The sequence below is a fragment of the Nocardia sp. GP40 genome, from assembly GCF_050434125.1.
In the GTDB taxonomy this organism is placed as follows: domain Bacteria; phylum Actinomycetota; class Actinomycetes; order Mycobacteriales; family Mycobacteriaceae; genus Nocardia; species Nocardia albiluteola.
This window is the reverse complement of record NZ_JBNPVW010000010.1, coordinates 148,070-165,683: the sequence shown is the minus strand read 5'-3', so window position 1 is coordinate 165,683 and position 17,614 is coordinate 148,070. Positions and strand designations below refer to the sequence as shown.

General features: G+C 67.5%; 16 protein-coding genes and 1 pseudogene. 5 read left to right on the top strand and 12 right to left on the bottom strand.

Annotation, left to right across the window (positions count from 1 at the left end):
• The first annotated feature begins 1 nt into the window (after nucleotide 1).
• Nucleotides 2-472, top strand: coding sequence for a YbaB/EbfC family nucleoid-associated protein (locus tag ABH933_RS28265; protein ID WP_429413103.1), 471 nt, complete (start codon nucleotides 2-4; stop codon nucleotides 470-472).
• A 123-nt stretch (nucleotides 473-595) separates the two neighbouring features.
• Here ABH933_RS28265 and ABH933_RS28260 read toward each other — a convergent pair whose 3' ends face one another.
• The 7 genes and pseudogenes from ABH933_RS28260 to ABH933_RS28230 all read right to left on the bottom strand — a co-directional run bounded on the left by ABH933_RS28260 (nucleotide 596) and on the right by ABH933_RS28230 (nucleotide 8,690).
• Complete coding sequence (locus ABH933_RS28260) at nucleotides 596-937, bottom strand: hypothetical protein (protein ID WP_429413101.1); 342 nt, start codon at nucleotides 935-937, stop codon at nucleotides 596-598.
• A gap of 423 nt (nucleotides 938-1,360) precedes the next feature.
• Nucleotides 1,361-4,525: pseudogene (locus tag ABH933_RS28255) on the bottom strand (DUF6531 domain-containing protein); the annotation flags it as partial.
• A 122-nt stretch (nucleotides 4,526-4,647) separates the two neighbouring features.
• Nucleotides 4,648-4,920: a hypothetical protein gene (locus tag ABH933_RS28250; protein WP_429413099.1), complete on the bottom strand. Its 273-nt coding sequence runs from the start codon at nucleotides 4,918-4,920 to the stop codon at nucleotides 4,648-4,650.
• A 168-nt stretch (nucleotides 4,921-5,088) separates the two neighbouring features.
• Entirely contained in the window at nucleotides 5,089-5,343 is a 255-nt protein-coding gene (locus ABH933_RS28245) for a hypothetical protein (RefSeq protein ID WP_429413097.1), read from the bottom strand.
• 8 nt (nucleotides 5,344-5,351) lie between these two features.
• Entirely contained in the window at nucleotides 5,352-5,822 is a 471-nt protein-coding gene (locus ABH933_RS28240; RefSeq protein WP_429413095.1) for a hypothetical protein, read from the bottom strand.
• A 427-nt stretch (nucleotides 5,823-6,249) separates the two neighbouring features.
• Entirely contained in the window at nucleotides 6,250-6,846 is a 597-nt protein-coding gene (locus tag ABH933_RS28235) for a type VII secretion target (RefSeq protein ID WP_429413093.1), read from the bottom strand.
• Between the two features lie 497 nt (nucleotides 6,847-7,343).
• Nucleotides 7,344-8,690: a glutamate-5-semialdehyde dehydrogenase gene (locus ABH933_RS28230; RefSeq protein WP_429413091.1), complete on the bottom strand. Its 1,347-nt coding sequence runs from the start codon at nucleotides 8,688-8,690 to the stop codon at nucleotides 7,344-7,346.
• Nucleotides 8,691-8,719: 29 nt separating this feature from the next.
• Between ABH933_RS28230 and ABH933_RS28225 the strand changes: the two genes are divergently transcribed.
• Both ABH933_RS28225 and ABH933_RS28220 read left to right on the top strand, forming a co-directional pair.
• Nucleotides 8,720-9,622, top strand: a complete 903-nt coding sequence (locus tag ABH933_RS28225; RefSeq protein ID WP_429413089.1) for a FadR/GntR family transcriptional regulator — start codon at nucleotides 8,720-8,722, stop codon at nucleotides 9,620-9,622.
• The gene (locus ABH933_RS28220; protein ID WP_429415558.1) at nucleotides 9,622-11,028 is read left to right on the top strand and encodes a CynX/NimT family MFS transporter; all 1,407 of its coding nucleotides are present in this window, start codon (nucleotides 9,622-9,624) and stop codon (nucleotides 11,026-11,028) included. Before ABH933_RS28225 ends, ABH933_RS28220 begins: the two co-directional genes overlap by 1 nt.
• 27 nt (nucleotides 11,029-11,055) lie before the next feature.
• On the opposite strand, the gene ABH933_RS28215 is transcribed toward ABH933_RS28220, so the two are convergent.
• Nucleotides 11,056-11,622: a TetR/AcrR family transcriptional regulator gene (locus ABH933_RS28215; RefSeq protein WP_429413087.1), complete on the bottom strand. Its 567-nt coding sequence runs from the start codon at nucleotides 11,620-11,622 to the stop codon at nucleotides 11,056-11,058.
• 120 nt (nucleotides 11,623-11,742) lie between these two features.
• Between ABH933_RS28215 and ABH933_RS28210 the strand changes: the two genes are divergently transcribed.
• Entirely contained in the window at nucleotides 11,743-13,482 is a 1,740-nt protein-coding gene (locus ABH933_RS28210) for a nitroreductase family deazaflavin-dependent oxidoreductase (RefSeq protein ID WP_429413085.1), read from the top strand.
• A gap of 126 nt (nucleotides 13,483-13,608) precedes the next feature.
• On the opposite strand, the gene ABH933_RS28205 is transcribed toward ABH933_RS28210, so the two are convergent.
• From ABH933_RS28205 to ABH933_RS28190, 4 genes are all read right to left on the bottom strand, one after another.
• Complete coding sequence (locus tag ABH933_RS28205; protein WP_429413083.1) at nucleotides 13,609-14,484, bottom strand: VOC family protein; 876 nt, start codon at nucleotides 14,482-14,484, stop codon at nucleotides 13,609-13,611.
• A 12-nt stretch (nucleotides 14,485-14,496) separates the two neighbouring features.
• A complete protein-coding gene (locus ABH933_RS28200) occupies nucleotides 14,497-14,754 on the bottom strand; it encodes a hypothetical protein (RefSeq protein WP_429413081.1) in 258 nt (85 codons plus the stop codon).
• A gap of 11 nt (nucleotides 14,755-14,765) precedes the next feature.
• Nucleotides 14,766-15,899, bottom strand: coding sequence for a Rieske 2Fe-2S domain-containing protein (locus ABH933_RS28195; protein WP_429413079.1), 1,134 nt, complete (start codon nucleotides 15,897-15,899; stop codon nucleotides 14,766-14,768).
• A 105-nt stretch (nucleotides 15,900-16,004) separates the two neighbouring features.
• Nucleotides 16,005-16,523, bottom strand: a complete 519-nt coding sequence (locus ABH933_RS28190) for a flavin reductase family protein (RefSeq protein ID WP_429413077.1) — start codon at nucleotides 16,521-16,523, stop codon at nucleotides 16,005-16,007.
• Between the two features lie 194 nt (nucleotides 16,524-16,717).
• Here ABH933_RS28190 and ABH933_RS28185 point away from each other — a divergent pair, with 194 nt between their 5' ends.
• Nucleotides 16,718-17,599, top strand: a complete 882-nt coding sequence (locus ABH933_RS28185) for an IclR family transcriptional regulator (protein ID WP_429413075.1) — start codon at nucleotides 16,718-16,720, stop codon at nucleotides 17,597-17,599.
• The last annotated feature ends 15 nt before the right edge of the window (nucleotides 17,600-17,614 follow it).

The following is a 17,614-nucleotide window of genomic DNA, read 5'->3' as shown; positions in this document are numbered from 1 at the left end:
CATGGCCCATACCGACACCGCTCTCGAGCAGATGATGGCGCGAGCCGCGGAGATTCAGCGCGGCATCGCCGCCATCCGCAGCCGTGGAGAATCCATGGACGGCGCGATAGCGGTCACCGTCGACGCCACCGGCCGAATACGCAATCTGACCCTCGCGGAGGGTATCGCCGATATCGGGTTGCCGAAGCTGGCCACCGAGATCGTCCGCGCCCACACCGCGGCCTGTGATCTCGCGGGAGAAACCGCCGCAGCCTTCGAACGCGCCCTGCGCGACGACCCGTACGCCGCCGCGGTCACCAACCAGCTCGCAACCACGGGACTCGCCAACCCCGAATCCGATTACTCCGCAACCGAACAGGACGCCGATACCCCGGAAACCCCGACCGGCTGGGACAATCCGGCGGCGGTTGGCCCCCTAACCAACGTCGTCGAAATCCCCCCTGGCAAGCAAACTCTCGAATCCAGCTGGTGAAAGCTGGTGCACGACACGGCCACGGCATGTCGTGGCCGAGGGCGGCGACTTGCGCACCCCTGGCGATCAACGCATCGTCCTCACCCCGCGCTGAGCCGCCGCCCCCGAACTAATCCGACCGGGTCAGGGAAGAACCTGGGGGATCACATTGGGGTTGAGATCCCCGACCAGGGCGCCGATCAGACCGCCGAGGATGGGGCCGCCCGAACCGGTGGCCGACCCAACGGCCGAACCGATCGCCGCACCGGCCGCCGCACCGTTCAGCACCGGGCTGGGGTACTGAGCCTTGGGGTTGGTGGCAATATCGCCGGGCTGCAGCGGAATTCCGGCGGCGACGGGCGCGGCCGTAGGCGCATGCGTACCGGTGTCGGCCGAGGCCGCACCCGCGAAGACCACCGCGGCGGCCAGCGGCAGGGCGCTCAACGCCACCACTCGACCGGACTTGACCAGGGCATTTCGAATCATTCGTTTCCAACCTTTCCAACCCTCGGGTCACCGAGGGCGCAACACACTAACTGTCAGCACCGGCCCCCACAGAAGCACAAGTGCCCGGCCACTTTTCGAGCCGTAATCGACAGTAGTGCGGGACAGGATCTTTCGCCCTGTTTCGACGGCACAGATTCGAATATCCCGACCTGCCGCGCCCGACTACACCGGCCGAATCTGCCCGTCTCCCCAGTAAATCCACTTTGTGGACGTCAGTTCCGGTAGCGCCACCACGGGCGCGCAGCCTCTCAGTCCAGACGCCGAATTCCGCGCCGAAGCCGAACTCTCCCGGCATCCGAGCTGGACCGGGCGCTGGTCAGGCTTGCCGCAAAGGCCCAGAAACGCACAGAGGTTGGAGGCGGTGAGCATTGTGGGCAATCGGGGGATGTTCTGATAGACGTGAGGATTCGGACTCGAATCGCGACCGAGCGGGTCTGGAGTGATGTATCGACCGGTCTCGGGATCGTAGTAACGCTGACCGTCGTAATGCAGGCCGGTCTCGGGATCGTGGAACTGGCCCGGGAATCGCAGCGGTGTGCTGTTGCCGACGTGCCAGACGATTTGCCCCCACAGGTCGCTTTCCGCAGAACCCGCGATCTGCCCCGTGTCGGCGTCAATGAGGTCTGTTCGTGAACCGGTGGGATCGGTGAGTACGGCGAGGAATTCGCGGTCGACTACACCCGCCCGGTCCGTAGTCTGCGTGACGGGCACGAAGGTGTGGGGTTCATAGTTCCACCGGGTGATCGAGTGTTCTGTTTCCTGCTCGATCAGATGGATTCCATCCCAGGTGAAGTCGGCACCTTCGACGACGGTTCCATCGGTTCGGAGGAGAAGTTTGGTGACGCGACGCCCCAGGCCGTCGTAGGTGTAGTGCCACCATTGCCGGGTGGGAGTCCACACATCGGTGAGCTGGTCGAATGCGTTGTAGCGGTAGTGCCAGACTTCGATTTCCCGCGACCGGTGGGTTCTTTCCTTACGGATGAGCCGCCCGGACCGGTCGTAGTGGTAGTGGGTGCGACCGGCACGAATGAGGAGGTTGCCGCGGTACTCACGGCTACCGTCCTCGTCGAGCTCCAGCCCTGTGGCACCGGTGGTGGCGTGCGGAACAGTCACGGCGACGATGTTGCTCAGCGGATCGTATTGATATGTCGCGGAGGCGATTCCGTTCCGGGAGACAGCGGTCACCCGACCCACGGGATCCCGGGTGTATTGCCGTTCGACCGGTGCGGTGCCGGTGCAATCGCTCCTATGGGCGGTGACGTATCCATCTGGGCGGTAGGAGTATTCGTCGCGGCGTATCGACATCGGGTCGGGACGGTTGGCCGACCCCAGGTCCAGACTCAGCGACACCGCGGGGAATGCGATGACCTGTTGTGCGGAAACACATCCGTATTCGGTGTGCGCTCTGCTGCAATCGATTTCACCGACACGCCATCCGGTAAGACGGCCGAGCGGATCATAGGAGAAGTCCACACAATGATCGTCGGTATCCATGCTCCGGATGTGGCCGGCGGAGTTGTACTTCCACGATGTGACAGCACCGCTGGGACTCGTTCGTCGGGTCGGCCTTCCCTGCGAGTCGTATTCGTACCGCATGGCAGGCTCGTCGTCGAGCTGCTGGGCCGCACATTCGCCGGTCGCGGTGTAGCCGAAGGCCAACGTGCGCCCGATCTCGTCGCCGGTCCCGGAGGTGGCGGTGCGGACGCGCCCAGCCGGGTCGTAGGTGTACCTGACGAATTCTCCTGTGTCGGCGATGGTTTCGATCGGGCGGCCGAGGAGGTCGTAGCTGTGATGAAGGGTGACGCCGGTGTCGGCGGTAATAGTCGCGACACGCCCGTCCCGGTCGTAAGTGAAGCGGGTGACCGCGCCACTGTAGTCGGTTTCGGCGATGAGTCGCCCGGCGAGGTCGTATTCATAGCTCCAGCGCTGGCCCAGTGGGTTGATCACACCGATGAGACGGCGTTGCGAGTCGTAGCGGAAGTCGGTGGTGGAGCCGTCGGGGTCGGCGCGGGCGGCGACGAGGGCGAACGGTCCGTAGCTGAACGAGGTCAGTCCCCCGGCGCGGTCGGTGTGGGTGAGCAGACCGTCTTCCCCGTCGTAAGACCACGACTCCGTATGCCCGTCAGAATCTGTGCGGCTCAGCAGCTTTCCAGTGACGGACCACTCGTAGTGGATCTGCGCGCCGAGGGGATCGATGCTCAGGATCGGGCGGCCGAACCCGTCACGATCGACGCTTGTGACCGCGCCCGCGGGATCGGTGATCCGCGTCGACAGTCCGGCCCCGTCGACTTCAATCATGGTTCGAACACCACCCTCGCCGATCACCTCGGCGACAGCGCCATTGGGATGGTACCGGTATTCGGTGCGGGCTCCCGCGGGATCGGTCACCGTAATGAGGTTGCCCGAGCCATCCCATTCCTGATGGCGCACACTGTCGTCGACATCGGTGCACACTGTCGGCCGCCCGCGGAATGCGTACTCGAACGACAGGGCATACTCGTCGGGCCGCCTGATCTGCGCGATGTCACCATCGGCGGTGTAGCGATAGTGGGTGAGCGCGCCATCGGGGCCGATGACCTTCAACGGGCGGCGGTCGACGTTGTAGTCACGGTGCGTGTGCCCGCTGCCAGGGTCGACCAGATCCCGCAACTGTAGATCGTGATCGAAGCCGTAACGGGTGACCGCCTCGAGAGAATCGATCACAGTGGTGAGAGAGCCAGTGTTGTCGGGGAATTCGGCATAAATGAAGTCGCAGTCGAGGACGCCGAAGATGCCACGCTGGAACACCACACGCCCGGATTCGTCGTAGGTGTTCACCATCTGGTTGCTGTTGGAGTCCGTCCACGCGGTCACCCGATGCTCGTCGTAGGTGTACTGCGTGCTCGCACCGACGGCGTTGGTTTCGGCCACCAATTCACCTGCCTCATAGGCGAATTCCCGAATCGGAATGACCGAACCGCGGTCGTGCACCGACAGCCGCGTAATCCGTCCCGACTCGGTATCGATCGACACCCGGTATCCACCGGAATGTGAAACCGCCACCGGCACACCGCGTCTGTCGTATTGGAACCGGACGCGGTTGCGGAACCGGTCGGTGATCGCCGACACCGCATAGTTCCCGAGCTGAGACTCCTCGCCGCCCAGTCCCGGCTCGGGCGCGAAATGCCAAATCAGTTCCCGGCGTTGATCCCACAGCTGATAGGCGCCGACCTCGGTGTGCGTCAGCGTCCACCGCCGCACGCCGGTAATCGGTTGCACCGCGACTCCGTTTTCGGGGTGCGGAAACGCGAGCATGACACCGTCCTCGCCGAGAAAGGTCACCCCCTCGCGCTCGACCACCAGTCGCGCATCCAGCGTCGCCGACCACGACGGACCGAACCACCGGCCGAACCGGTAATTCGAGCAGTGTGTACGCCGCAATACCAGTGACAGCACACCGAGTAGCTCGACATCGGTTTGCGCTAGGAAGAACTCACCCGTACCGAGGTCGACATGGTTATCGGAGATGGTTCTCTCGTGCTCGGTGCGGTTGTGGGCGGCGCCGGAGGTCGAGGCTTCCTCGCGCACGCCCTCATCGGCGGCGGCTCGGCTGTGCGGTGAGTGATCAGCGTCGTCATGCGGATGTGGTTGTGGCGCACCGGTTTCGGTAGCGAATGCAGAGGTCACCGATGACCACTCCACAGTGAGCGTCACTTGCTGTCGTCAACCGGGCGGCCATCTTTGTCGTACCACTGGCCGGTACTCGCGTCACGGGTCCAACCTTCGTACTCGGTGCCGGCGAGGTCATCGGTTCCACCGAATCGCCCGGGCAGCTTTTGGGTATGCTCACGCCACTCACCAGCGGCACGTTGGCGGTTGTACTCGTCGAACTTGGCCCTGATGGCCGCCATCTCCTCCTCGGTGAGTCGGGGGACTCCCGCCTCTTCCGGGGTTTGGAAGATCTTTCCGCCGATTTCCTCCATGTCGTACTCCTTATAGTTCCATCACTTGGGTAGTTTCGTATGCAGCTCAGCTGGCTGGGCGACCCGCCACCGCGGGTGCGTTCGACGGCGCGCACCTGGCATCGCGGGCCGCGCCGAGTTCGGTCGAACTCGGCGCGGCATACCGACACAGGACGCACCTGGCGGGCGTCAATCCTGGTGCTCGCCGCGTTTCTTCCGCTCCTCGACCTCGGCCAGGTACGCCGCCTGGGCCTCGGCACCGAGCCTGTCGTCCTCAACGAAGTGGTCCCGGAGGGGGAACCGCTGCTCCGGAGGGACGGCTGCCCGCAGGCGGTCGAACTCCTCGAACGCCGCGTCGGCGTCGGCGATCTCCTGCTCGGTCAGCGGTGGAAGCCCTTCCTCCTCGGGGGTTGAGAAGCGTTTCCCTTTGTACCATTCAGCCATTTCGACTCCTATCGTTCTATCAATCGAATTATTGTACGGCCAGTAACGGGATCTAAGAAATTCTTCGAAACAGAAAATTTTGTAGTTGACGGGAACGCTACTTCATGCTCGTAGGGGATGGCGGAATTTAGCCCCAAGTATTTTCCATCCTTAGAAATTATCTGAAATTCAACGTTGCGATTTGCCCGCAGGTCGTCACCAGCTTTCGGGGACGCTGAACTCGACGTCGGAGTAGGTTCGGTGATGATAGCGCCTTCCTTATACTTCGCGATATCCTCAGCGCTCAACTCAGCTCGGCGAAACACGCGACCCTGATAGCTCTGCATCTTGGCCACCACCTCGTCGACACGCCGGAGGTGCGCGAGCTGTTCCGGTGTGGCGATGCCATTACGGACCGCGTAGTTCGCCGCTGGCCCATACCCCCCGATGTAGTCGTCCAGTACCTTCTGATCTTCCGGGGAGAGGTCCACCTTGGTCATCCCCGGAGGGTGAACATCGTTGATCTCTACGGATGGCAGATCCGGCGCAGTCGGGTGTGGCTCCGCGCCGCCAGGGTCTGGAGGAGCGTCGGGTACCGCATTCGGGTGCACTGGCTCCGGTGATTTAGCGGGAACCTGGTCAGGGAGGTTCAGCGAATTGCGCGGTGTCTCGGGACCGGGGTTGTGGTCACCGGGTCGCGCCGGATCACGGGGGCTGTTGTGTCCGGGCGCTGCGTCGGTGGGGCGTGCTTCTGGTGTGGATCTGGGGCCTACGGGGTCGGGGAGGTCGAGTGAACCGTGCGGCCTTTGCCACCGAGTCCGCGCCGACATTGTGTGCCACGGAGGCGACGCTGTGCAGCCCTGCGTCCGCGAGTTCGCCGACCGATTTCTCCGCGGCGGAGATCGCGTCGCTGAGGTCGTCGAACATCTACTTCTGTCCCGGCTGCCCGAGAATGGCCCGGGCCTTGGCCGCCGCTGCGGGATCCGCCGATTTCCAGGGTGTGATCGGGTTCGTCACGACTCCCGGTGCGGCCGCTATGACCGCCCGTGCGTCATTTGAATTGTGCGCCGCCATCTGCTCGAACGATTTCTGGCTGTAGTCGGGATGAAGCGCGTTGTTGACCATGTTGTCCGACAACGTCTGCCCCCACGATTGCGCATCGACCTGCTGGGCGGTCAGGTGCGGATTGCTGGTGAGGTCCGCGTACGCCTCCTTGAACGTGTTGGAGAATTCCTCGTCCTCTTCGTGGTACAGCCCGGCGGCCAAATTCAGGGTGTCCGCGATGTCGTTGCCGTCCTGCACCAACGCCCGCACTCCCCACGACCAGCGGTCACAGAACGTGCCGAATGCCTCCCGCACCGATTCGTTTCCCGCCTCCATCGGCGACAGCCTCGTGTCCGAGAATCCGCGCCCGACCACGGCGGTCGATTCGATACCCACGTCGGACAACTCGCCGACGATTTTGTTGATGCCGTCGGCTGCCTCCTGCAGCAGCTTCGGGTCGACATCCAGCTGATCGGCCACCGGTCAGACCACTCCCGCCACGGTTGTTCCCGATCGGGGACGACCGTGCGGCGCACCAGGAATCGCGCGAACTCCCCCACGCTGGTGAAGGCGCAGATCCATCCGACGCCCTCGAATTGCGATACCAGGATCCGGTCGTCATCGGTGATCTGGATCAGCAGTACGGCATCGGCGAACGCGTCCATCAAGAGCTCGGGCTGCCCGAACCCGGAGTAGAAGGCGGCGATCTCCGCTTGCAGCGCAGAACTATCCCCCCTTGTGGCAAGCAACCGAGTATTCCCCCCTCCGCGTATCTTCAAGGGCCAGATCATATCTCATGCGAGTTCGAGCAACCCCCCGAGATCGATGCGCAAGCAATCTGCCGCCGCAACCCGGGCACTGGTATTCATCACTAGCCGTGATCAGCGTTGTCGCAATGCGGATCCCGGTGTGCCGGCGCCGAACCGAGTGCCGAGCTGGTCGGCCTGTACAGTCGGCCGGACCAGCTCGCCGAGCACCTACACCGGGCGAATCTGCCCGTCTCCCCAGACGATCCACTTGGTGGAGGTCAGTTCCGGTAGGCCCATCGGGCCGCGGGCGTGGAGCTTCTGGGTCGAGATGCCGATTTCGGCGCCGAAGCCGAATTGTTCGCCGTCGGTGAAGGCGGTGGAGGCGTTGACCATGACGGCGGCCGAATCCACGCGGTCGGTGAATTCGCGGGCGGCGCGCAGGTCGGAGGTGACGATGGCCTCGGTGTGGCCGGTGCCCCACTGGTTGATGTGTTCGAGGGCGGCGTCCAGGTCCTCGACCACCTTCAGGGCGATGTCCATCGAGAGATATTCGTCGGCCCAGTCGGTGTCGGTGGCCGGCACCAGGCCGGGCAGATCGCCGTGGACGGTGACCCCGGCGGTCTCGAGCGCCGAGATCAGCCGGGGCACAGCGACATCCGCGACGGCGCTGTCGATCAGCACCGTCTCGGCGGTGTTGCACACGCTCGGCCGCCGGGTCTTGGCGTTGAGCAGGATGGACTCGGCCATGTCCAGATCCGCGGCGGCGTGCACGTAGACGTGGCAGTTGCCGGTGCCGGTCTCGATCGTGGGCACCTGCGCGTCGCGGACGACCGCGTCGATCAGTCCGGCGCCGCCGCGCGGGATGACGACGTCGACCAGGCCGCGCGCCTGGATCAGATGGGTGACGCTGGAGCGGTCCTGGCTCGGCAGCAACTGCACCGCGTCCGGCGGAAGATCCTGCGCCGCAAGCGCTTCCCGCAGCACCTCGACCAGTGCGGCATTGGAGCGCGCGGCCGAGGAGGAGCCGCGCAGCAGGGCCGCGTTGCCGGATTTCAGCGCCAGCCCGAAGGCGTCGACGGTGACGTTCGGCCGCGCCTCGTACACCATGCCGAGCACGCCGAGCGGCACCCGCACCTGCTTGATCTCGAGGCCGTTGGGCAGCGTGGAGCCGCGCACCACCACGCCGACCGGATCGGGCAGGCCCGCGACCTGACGCAGCCCGGAGGCGATCCCCTCGAGCCTCGCCTGGGTCAGGCGCAGCCGGTCCAGCAGGGAAGCGGCGGTGCCCGCGGCCCGCGCGGCCTCGATGTCCCCGGCGTTGGCGGCCAGCACGCGATCGGCGGCGGCCAGCAGCGCATCGGCGCACGCGTGCAGGGCCGCATTCTTCTCGGCGGTGGTAAGGCGGGCGAGCGTGCGCGAGGCCACCCGGGCCCGGCGCGCCGCGTCGTGCACCGCCGCGCGAACGTCGGTGCCGGTGGCGGTGGGAGCATTCATGCCCACCAGCCTACTGACCGGGTGATTCAACCCACGCCGGCATCCCCGCCGCCCCCTTGTCCGGCCGTCGCTCCCGCCCATAAGATGTCTGACATCTGACAGGAGGAGCAGTGGTGGAACTGACACCGGTCTCGGCCGGATCGACGGTGGACGCGGTCCTGGACCAGCTGCAGGCGACCGTGCGGAGCGGGGCATGGGCCGTGGGACAGCGGATTCCCGGCGAGCTGGAGCTCACCCGGCAACTGCGGGTCAGCCGCCCGGCGGTGCGCGAGGCGATCCGCGCCCTGACCCATATCGGCGTGCTCGAGGTGCGGCGCGGCGACGGCACCTACGTGCGCAGCGCCGCCGACCCCCGGCCGCTGCTGCAGCGGATGCAGCGCTGCGATGTGCGCGACGTGTTCGAGGTGCAGCTGGCCTACGACGTGCAGGCCGCCAAGCTGGCCGCCCGGCGGCGCACCGAGGCGGATATCGCGCGGCTGCACACCCTGCTCGAGGCGCGGAATTCCGCCACGGGCGCAATCGAATTCGGTGATACCGATGCCGAGTTCCACCTCACGATCATGGAGATCACCCACAACCCGGTGCTCGTCGAGGCCGGGCGCTTCTTCGCGGCGCAGTTGCGGCAGGCGTTGGGAGCGGTGCGCCGCGACCACGAGGTACCCGAGGCGGGTCCGGCCGCGCACCGCGCGGTGGTCGACGCAATCGCCGCCGGTGACGCCGAGGCGGCGGGTCGGGCGGCAGCAGCGGTCGTGGAACCGACACTGGCCGTGCTGGATTCGCTCGCGGAGGCCGAAAATACGGGCGCTGCAGTCGATCCTGCGATGCCCCACCGCGCGACCCGGACGGCGAACGCCAGGGCTCCCCGGGCGAAGGCCGGCGCGGGTACCGATACGCCGAACACTCCGGAAGTCCGCATCCGGAGTATGCCGGAGGGCACGAGCGATTCACGAAGACAACCCGGCTCGCGGTCCCCGGAATCGCCTGCGGCACAAGACAGAAAGTCGGCGCGGTGATGTCCGGGCAGCAGTGGGCGTACCTCCGCATTCGCTCCGGCCGTGCGCGGTCGACCGACGGCTCCGCCGACAGCACCCCCTCGGCGTACCTCCGCATTCGCTCCGGCCGTGCGCGGTCCACCGACGGCTCCGCCGACAGCACCCCCTCGGCGTACCTCCGCCGTCACCCCGGCCGTGCGCGGCCTCTCGGCGGCTTCACCGACAGCGCCCCGCTCAGGCTCCTACTCATCGTCCTGGTGGCGATCAATCTGCGGCCCGCGGTGACGGCGGTCGGTCCGATGTTGTCCGAGATCCAGCACGAGCTGCATCTGTCCAGCGCCGCGGCGGGCGCGATGACGACGCTGCCGCTGGTCTGCTTCGGCATGTACGGCTTGATCGCGCCATTCCTGCGGCGCTCGCCAGCGCCGGAGACCCTGCTGGTCGCGGCGATGGGGCTGCTGACCGCGACGCTGCTGATCCGGGTCATCCCCGTGACGGCGGTGCTGTTCGCGGGATCGCTGCTGGCGGGCGTGGCGATCAGCATCGGAAATATCGCGGTGCCCGCGATCATCAAGCGCGACTACCCCGATCGGGTCACGACAGTGACCGCGGTGTACTCGGTCGCGGTCACCGTCGGCGCGGCCGGGGCCTCGGCGCTGGCGGTCCCGATCGAGCACGGACTTCACACCGGCTGGCGAATGCCGTTGGCGCTGTTGGCGATTCCGGCGGCCGTTGCGGGGCTGGCCTGGCTCCCCAGGCTGCGGCGCGGCGGAGATCCAGGGGCGGCGGCGCCGGGCGGGCACTGGGAGCTGTGGCGCGACAAGCTGGCCTGGCAGGTCACCGCGTTCATGGGCCTGCAATCCGTGCTGGCCTACGCGATCATCGGCTGGATGCCGACCATCTACATCGATCGCGGCCTGGGCAAGGAGGCCGCCGGGTACGCCGTCTCGCTGGTCAGTCTGACGCAGGCCGTCGGCGCGATGGCGGTGCCGCTGTTCGAACGCCGGCTGCGGGATCAACGCCCGCTGGTCGCCGCGGCGGTGGTGCTGAACGTCATCGGGTTCGCCGGAATCGCCTGGGCGCCGGTCGGATCGGTGTGGGCGTGGGCGGTGCTGCTGGGTCTGGGCCAGGGCGCCGCGTTCGCGACCGCGCTGTCCTTCCTGGGCCTGCGCTCCCCCGATGCACAGACCGCGCGCCAATTGTCCGGCATGGCACAGGGTGTCGGCTACGTGATCGCCGCGGCCGCACCGCTGGCGCTGGGCGCACTGCACGACGCGGTCGGCAACTGGACCGTGCCGATGATCGTCATGCTGGGCGTTGCCGCGCTCACCGGGCTACCCGGCCTGGCCGCGGGCCGCAATCGGACGGTGCTGCCGCATCGTGCGACGACGGCGGCCGGTCAGGAGTGCGCGCCGGCCGCGGGCTGAACTCGCACAACATATTTCGACGCGGCCTCAGGCGGCCCCGGTGTGGTGCGCCACCAGATCGGCCAGCTGCGCCGCGACCCGCTCGAGCGGGGCGGCGGACCGGGTCGCCAGGGACATGACCACCGCGCCCTCGACCGCGGCGACGACGGTGGTCGCCAGCGAGAGCGCCAGCTCGGGATCGACCCGCTCGGCCCGGAGCCGCTCCGCGACGATGCCCTCCCACTCGGCGAAGGTCTCCCCGGCCGCATCGGCCGCCGCGGGCGCCTCGCTGCGGCCTAGTGCAGCGGCCACGATCGCACACCCCGCGGTGAAGTCGCTCGCGATCACCATCTCGCGCCATATCGCCGGGACCTGGGCCACGCACGAGGCCAGGTCAGCGCCCGCGAGCATGGTGCGCATCACCGCACTGTACGCCTGCCCGACGGTGCGGGTCGCCTCGGCGATCAGCTCGGATTTACCGGACGGGAAATTGAGGTAGACCGAGCGCCGGGAGACGCCGCTGCACTCGAGTAGCTGCGCGATTCCGGTGCCCGCCACACCATTTCGCCGCATCAGCTCGACCGCGCCCTCGATCAGCCGATCCCGGGCTCCCATCGCGCACCTCCCTCGTCCGTTCGGCCCAGCATACTCTTGCGAGTATACCGATCGGTGTACTAGCCTGCTCACTACACCGATCGGTCTACCTGGGCTCGATCCATAGGAGGGCATACGACGATGGCAACCCTGCACGATCCACTGCCGCTCCCCTGCGGCCGGACGCTGCCCAACCGGATCATGAAGTCGGCGCTGAGCGAGGGCCTCGGCACCGCGGACCTCGCGCCTGACGAGCGCCTGGTCCGGCTCTACGACCGCTGGGGCGCCGGCGGCTTCGGGCTCATCGTCACCGGCAACGTGATGATCGATCGCACCCAGCTCGGCGAGCCCGGCAACGTCGCGGTCACCGACGAGCGCGACCTCGGTGCGCTGACCCGCTGGGCGAAGGCCGCCAAGCAGGGCGGCGCCCAGGTCTGGATGCAGGTGAATCACCCCGGACGCCAGGCCAATCCGCTCGCCACCCGGCACCGGCCGGTGGCGCCGTCCGCGATCGCCCCGGGCATCCCCGGCATGCCGACGCCACGTGCGCTGACCGAGGCCGAGATCGCGGACCTCATTCAGCGATTCGCCACCACCGCCCGGGTGGCCGAGGCCGCAGGATTCGACGGCGTGCAGATCCACGGGGCGCACGGATATCTGGTCTCGCAGTTCCTCTCACCCCTGTCGAACCGGCGCACCGACGACTGGGGCGGAGACGGCCCGCGGCGGATGCGATTCGCGCTCGAGGTGGTGCGGTCGATCCGCGGCGCGGTGGGTCCCGGATTCGCCGTGGGCATCAAGCTCAACTCCGCCGATTTCCAGCGCGGCGGATTCACCGAGGACGAATCGCGGGCGGTGCTCGAGGCGCTGTCCACCGAGGGTCTCGATCTGATCGAAATCAGCGGCGGCAGTTACGAATCCCCGGCGATGATGGGCCGTCCGCGCGCCGGGGCGAGCACCCGGGCGCGCGAGGCCTACTTCCTCGAGTACGCCGAATCGGTGCGACGGACGGTATCCGGCATTCCACTCGCCGTGACCGGCGGGTTCCGTTCCAGGGCGGCGATGTCCTCGGCCGTCGAATCCGACGCCTGTGAGGTCGTCGGCCTAGGCAGGCCGACGGCCGTACAGCCCACCGCCGCGGGCGAACTGCTGACCGGCCGCACCGATGTGCTACGCCCACCGGTCATCTCGCTGGGCCTGCGCGGCAGGCTCGCGCGCAGCGGCGCCATGAAGTCCTTCGATGGCGCGCTGGATCTGCAGTGGCACACCGATCAGCTGCATCGGCTCGGCGCCGGACTCGATCCCGACCCGACCCGCTCCCCGTGGAAGACCGCTGCCACCATGCTGCGACGCAACGGATTCGATGCCCTGCGTCCGCGCCGCGGCGCGACCGGCGACCCGCGGGACCGGGATGCCCGCAAGTTCGCGATCCTGTTGTGGGCCAACCGGAACGTCATGAACCCGACCATCCGCGGACTAGACCGGATCGGCATCCGGACCACCCTCGCCACCGAACTGGAGACGACCGGCCGCAAGTCGGGGCTGCCGCGCCGCGTGCCGGTCACCGTGCGGTTCGACGAGACCGGCGCGTGGCTCATCTGCCAGCACGGCAAGCTGTCCGGGTGGGGCAGCAATATCGCCGCCGACCCGAATGTCCGGGTACGCAAGGGCACGCAGTGGCTCACCGGAATCGCGGAGCTGCGCCCCGACGACGACGTCGTCGCGCGCGCCCGATCCTTCGCACCGCTCCGCATGCTCGCGCCCCTGACCGCGGCGGGTTTCGCCGCCCTGCAGACCACCCCGGTCTCGGTGCGAATCACCTTCACCGACAACGTATCCCCGGAGCCGGACCGGAGCCGGGCGGTTCAGTCGACAGCCTAGGCGCGCCAGGATCCGGATGCGAACGTTCGGTGGCACAGCGTCGACCGCGCACGAGCCGACCGGCGAGGCCCCGGACAGCAAACGGCCCGCCGTGCACTGCACGGCGGGCCGGTCGTCGATCAGTCCCTACCTAGCCCACTCGTGGCCCCAGTAGCTGTCGGCGGTCATCTCCTCGGCCACATAGTCCGGGCCGACATACATTCCCTCGCAGCCGAATTCGAGATCCCAGCCGCCCGGCGTGCGGACATAGAACGAGATCATCTTGTCGTTGGTGTGCCGACCCAGGGTCGAGGACAGGTGGTAGCCCGCCTTCGTCACCCGGTCCAGCGCGCGGCCCACGTCGTCCAGCTGGTCCACCTCCACCATGATGTGGACCAGACCCGGTCCCTCCGAACGGGATCCGGGGATCAGGGCCAGGCTGTGGTGCCGCGCGTTGACGCCGAAGAACCGGATCCAGATCGGATGGTCCGGCGGGCCGACCCGGAACGAGCCGCGGGCGGAGAAGTCGAGCACCTCGGCGTAGAACCAGCGGGCGGCCTCGAGATCCGGGACCGGCAGCACCACGTGGCCCAGACCCAGTCCGCCGGTGACGAATCGGGCGCCGTGCCGGGTGAGCACCGGGCTGTGATCCAGCAGTGGCCCGTGGAACACCTCGATCGTGACACCGGAGGGATCGGTGAAGCTGATGGCCTCCTCGACGTGGCGGGCGACGGCCTGCTGGAGCGTCAGTGCGGTGACGCCCACCCCCGCCTTCTCCAGGGCCTCACGCACCAGCGCCAGCGAGATGGCGTCGGCGACCTGCCAGCCCACCGCCAGCACCTCGTCGCGCTCGCCAGGCACCAGCTCCAGCCGGTAGGTGTGCTCGTCCATCCTCAGATAGATCGAATCCTCGTTGGGCCCTGAACCTTCGGCGAATCCGATGGTCTCGAACGCGAAGGTGCGCCAGGCCGCGGGGTCGGCAATGCCGATCCGCACATAGCCGAGGGAGCTGAAGGCAGCCACTGTGTTTACTCCTTATCGGATTCCGGGAAGCGGCACGCGGCCGCGGTTGTGCACGTCCATCTCGCGCGTGCTGACGCCGATCACTCCGGCGGCCACGGCGTCGTCGATGCTGTCGCGCAGCATGTGGCAGGTGCGCATGCGCCCGTCGTCGCCGGCGATCTCGGGGCACGCCGCGACGGCCGCGGCATTCCACTGCACGCTCGTGTGCTGCATGCTGTACTTCTCCACCAGCACGCACGAGCCGCACGTCCGGCACGAAACCTGTTCCATGGCACCTACTTTCACACGTCGGCCGCCGCCCGCTTGGCCAGATTCTCGGCCACCTCGGCCTCCCAGGCGGTCACGGCGCGGGTGGTGTCCACCTCGAATTCGAAGCGGTCGGTCATCTCCGCGCTCACCTCGGCGGCGTCGGTGTAGAACTGCTCGTACCAGCGGCGCAGCTGGTAGACCGGGCCGTCCTCCTCGCACAGCAGCGGATTGTTGATGCGGGATTTACGCTTCCAGATTGCCGCGTCCTGCTCGAATCCGCGGCCCAACCCGCCGACGAACTTCTCCGCGATCTGCTGCGCCTGCTTCGGCGGAACCCCCTGGGGCCGCTTGGCGATGGCGCCGTACTGCAGCACGAACCGATTCTCGGTGATCGGGTAGTGGCAGTTGATCAGATAGCCCTCCACCGTGAGGCCCGGGCTCTCGCTGCGCAGGTAGTCGATCATGTACGAGGGACCGTAGTAGGAGGCCTCGGACTGCAGGGTGTTCTTGCCGCCCAGCGCCTTCGCGGTCTCGCCCATCATGTCCTCGCGGGAGATGGAGGTCATGTACTGGCTCGCGGTGTGGCCGGAGAAGACGTTCTTGAAGTAGGTCGGGAAACCGTAGTGCACGTAGAAGAAGTGCGCCATGTCCACCACGTTGTCGACGACCTCGCGGCAGTTGGCCTCGACGATCATGGTGTTCCAGGTCCAGTCGGTCCACTCGTCGTCGAACGCGGCGTCGATCCGGGGAATCGCCAGCTCCGCGGGGGGTTTGGAACCCTCAGGATCGTTCCAGACGAACAGCTGCTTGTTCTCCTCCAGCGTCGGCCACGCCCGGGTGCGGGCCAGCGGCGGCACCCGGCGCGCATACGGGATGCCGGTGCAGCGGCCGTTGCCGCCCCAGCGCCAGTCGTGAAACGGGCAGGCGATGGAGTTGCCCTTGACGGTTCCGTCGGCCAGATTGCCGCCCATGTGCGGGCAATAGGCGTTGAGTACGTTGAGTTTTCCGTCCTCACCGGCGAACACCACCAGTTCGGTGCCGAACGCGGTGACGGTGTGCGGGGTGCCGTCGCGGAAGGTGTCCGCGAGACCGAGGCAGTGCCAGCCGCGGGCGTACCGTGCGGGCGGTCCGGCCGCATCTATGACGCGGATCTCGGCGTCGGTCATGTACTTCCTCCAAATACTTCGGTCGATACCGATAGTGCCTTCGGGTGAGCTCGCCGACAGGTCGAAGTCCCGCTGGGCGGGAGCAGGTTCGCGGCGGGCCCGGGTCTACCGCTCGAGCCGCTCGAACGCGGACCGGCAGAACAGCAGCGGCGGCTCCTGCGAGTGCTCGACGAGATCGGTCACCCGGGCGATCACGATGGTGTGGTCCCCGCCGTCGACTTCGCGGTCGAACTCGCAGTCGATGGCCGCCAGCGCGCCGGCCAGCCGCGGCGCCCCGTTGTACGAGGGGGTCCAGTCGACCCCGGCGAACTTGTCGGTGCCGCTGCGAGCCAGCGCGCGGCACACGTCCTGCTGGTCGTGGGCCAGGATGTTGACGCAGAACCGTCCGGCCCGGCGGATGCGCGGCCACGAGGTCGAGGTGCGCGCGGGAAAGAAGCAGACCGCGGGCGGATCCAGGGACAGCGACGAGAAAGACTGGCAGCTGAAGCCGACCGGTGCACCGTCGTCCAGGGCGGTGATCACCGTGACGCCGGTACAGAACCGGCTCAGCACGGCCTTGAAGTTCTCGCCCGCATCCGGCGCTTTCACCGTCTCCACGGAGCCCTCCTTATTTCGATCAGTCATATAGCTGACAGTCATCAGACCAGGTCGGTGCGCCTATGGGGCAATACGTAGACCCGGTCACCGGGAACAAATACGTAGTTCCACCGATTCGCCATGCGCGCCGACAGGCCACTGTGACTGGTACCACTAGTGACAAAACCGCACATGCCTAGTCGAAATACTTCTAGACTGCATATGAGCCAACGGAGGTACATATGGCCGTCACCGTACTGCCCGCCACCGGCCGCGCCGTCCCGGCGCACCGCCCCGTGACCGGCACCCGGCCCGCCCCGACCCCCGCCCGCACCACCGTGGCGGCGCCGGCCGCCGCCGCGCCCGCTCGCTCGATTCCCGTGTCGATGATCGAGCGCATGACGCTGATCCTGGACGCGTTCGATGCCGCCACCCCGACCCTGACGCTGCTGGAAATCGTTGAGCGAACCGGACTTCCGCGCTCGACGGTGCACCGGATCCTGGACCAGATGATCCGGCTGCGGTGGCTGGCGCATACCTCCGGCGGCTATCGCCTCGGCATGCGGACCCTCGAGCTGGGCGGGCTCACCGCCGACCACAACGAGATCCGCGATACCGTCAGTCCCCTGCTGCACGAGCTGGCCCAGCGCACCGGCATGGTCGGGCATCTGGCGGTGCTCGACGGCCGCGAGGTGGTGTACCTGGACAAGGTGGGCGGCCGTTTCGCCGCCGGGTTGCCGACCCGCCTGGGCGGCCGGATGCCCGCGCACGCAACCGCTTTGGGCAAGGCCATGCTCGCGGCCCTCGAGCCCCCGATCGCGGAGGCCGCCTTCCGGACGCGGCTGGCGCGGCTGACCCCCCGCACCTTCTGCGAGCCCGAGGTCCTGCAGCGCGAGCTCGCCCAGATCCGGCTGCGCCAGGGCGTGGCGATCGACCGCGAGGAGGCAATGCCCGGAATCGCCTGTGTCGCAGCGCCGCTGCGCGGTCGCGGCGCGGCCACCGCGGCTCTGTCACTCTCGGGCCCGGCCGATGCGATGAGTTTCGACCGGCTCGCCCGGGTCGTGCTGGAGGTCGCCCACGAGGCCGGGCGCACGCTGTACCCGCGCCGCGCGCGGTGGCGGTAATTCCCGACCGGAATA

What these genes read in the sequence shown, in the direction of transcription:
- ABH933_RS28240 (WP_429413095.1), bottom strand. Translation starts at nt 5,822, where the DNA reads ATGACCAAGGTGGACCTCTCCCCGGAAGATCAGAAGGTACTGGACGAC.
- ABH933_RS28250 (WP_429413099.1), bottom strand. Translation starts at nt 4,920, where the DNA reads ATGGAGGAAATCGGCGGAAAGATCTTCCAAACCCCGGAAGAGGCGGGA.
- ABH933_RS28190 (WP_429413077.1), bottom strand. Translation starts at nt 16,523, where the DNA reads ATGACTGATCGAAATAAGGAGGGCTCCGTGGAGACGGTGAAAGCGCCG.
- ABH933_RS28215 (WP_429413087.1), bottom strand. Translation starts at nt 11,622, where the DNA reads ATGGGAGCCCGGGATCGGCTGATCGAGGGCGCGGTCGAGCTGATGCGG.
- ABH933_RS28230 (WP_429413091.1), bottom strand. Translation starts at nt 8,690, where the DNA reads ATGGGCGGGAGCGACGGCCGGACAAGGGGGCGGCGGGGATGCCGGCGT.
- ABH933_RS28260 (WP_429413101.1), bottom strand. Translation starts at nt 937, where the DNA reads ATGATTCGAAATGCCCTGGTCAAGTCCGGTCGAGTGGTGGCGTTGAGC.
- ABH933_RS28200 (WP_429413081.1), bottom strand. Translation starts at nt 14,754, where the DNA reads ATGGAACAGGTTTCGTGCCGGACGTGCGGCTCGTGCGTGCTGGTGGAG.
- ABH933_RS28210 (WP_429413085.1), top strand. Translation starts at nt 11,743, where the DNA reads ATGGCAACCCTGCACGATCCACTGCCGCTCCCCTGCGGCCGGACGCTG.
- ABH933_RS28220 (WP_429415558.1), top strand. Translation starts at nt 9,622, where the DNA reads ATGTCCGGGCAGCAGTGGGCGTACCTCCGCATTCGCTCCGGCCGTGCG.
- ABH933_RS28245 (WP_429413097.1), bottom strand. Translation starts at nt 5,343, where the DNA reads ATGGCTGAATGGTACAAAGGGAAACGCTTCTCAACCCCCGAGGAGGAA.
- ABH933_RS28195 (WP_429413079.1), bottom strand. Translation starts at nt 15,899, where the DNA reads ATGACCGACGCCGAGATCCGCGTCATAGATGCGGCCGGACCGCCCGCA.
- ABH933_RS28185 (WP_429413075.1), top strand. Translation starts at nt 16,718, where the DNA reads ATGGCCGTCACCGTACTGCCCGCCACCGGCCGCGCCGTCCCGGCGCAC.
- ABH933_RS28265 (WP_429413103.1), top strand. Translation starts at nt 2, where the DNA reads ATGGCCCATACCGACACCGCTCTCGAGCAGATGATGGCGCGAGCCGCG.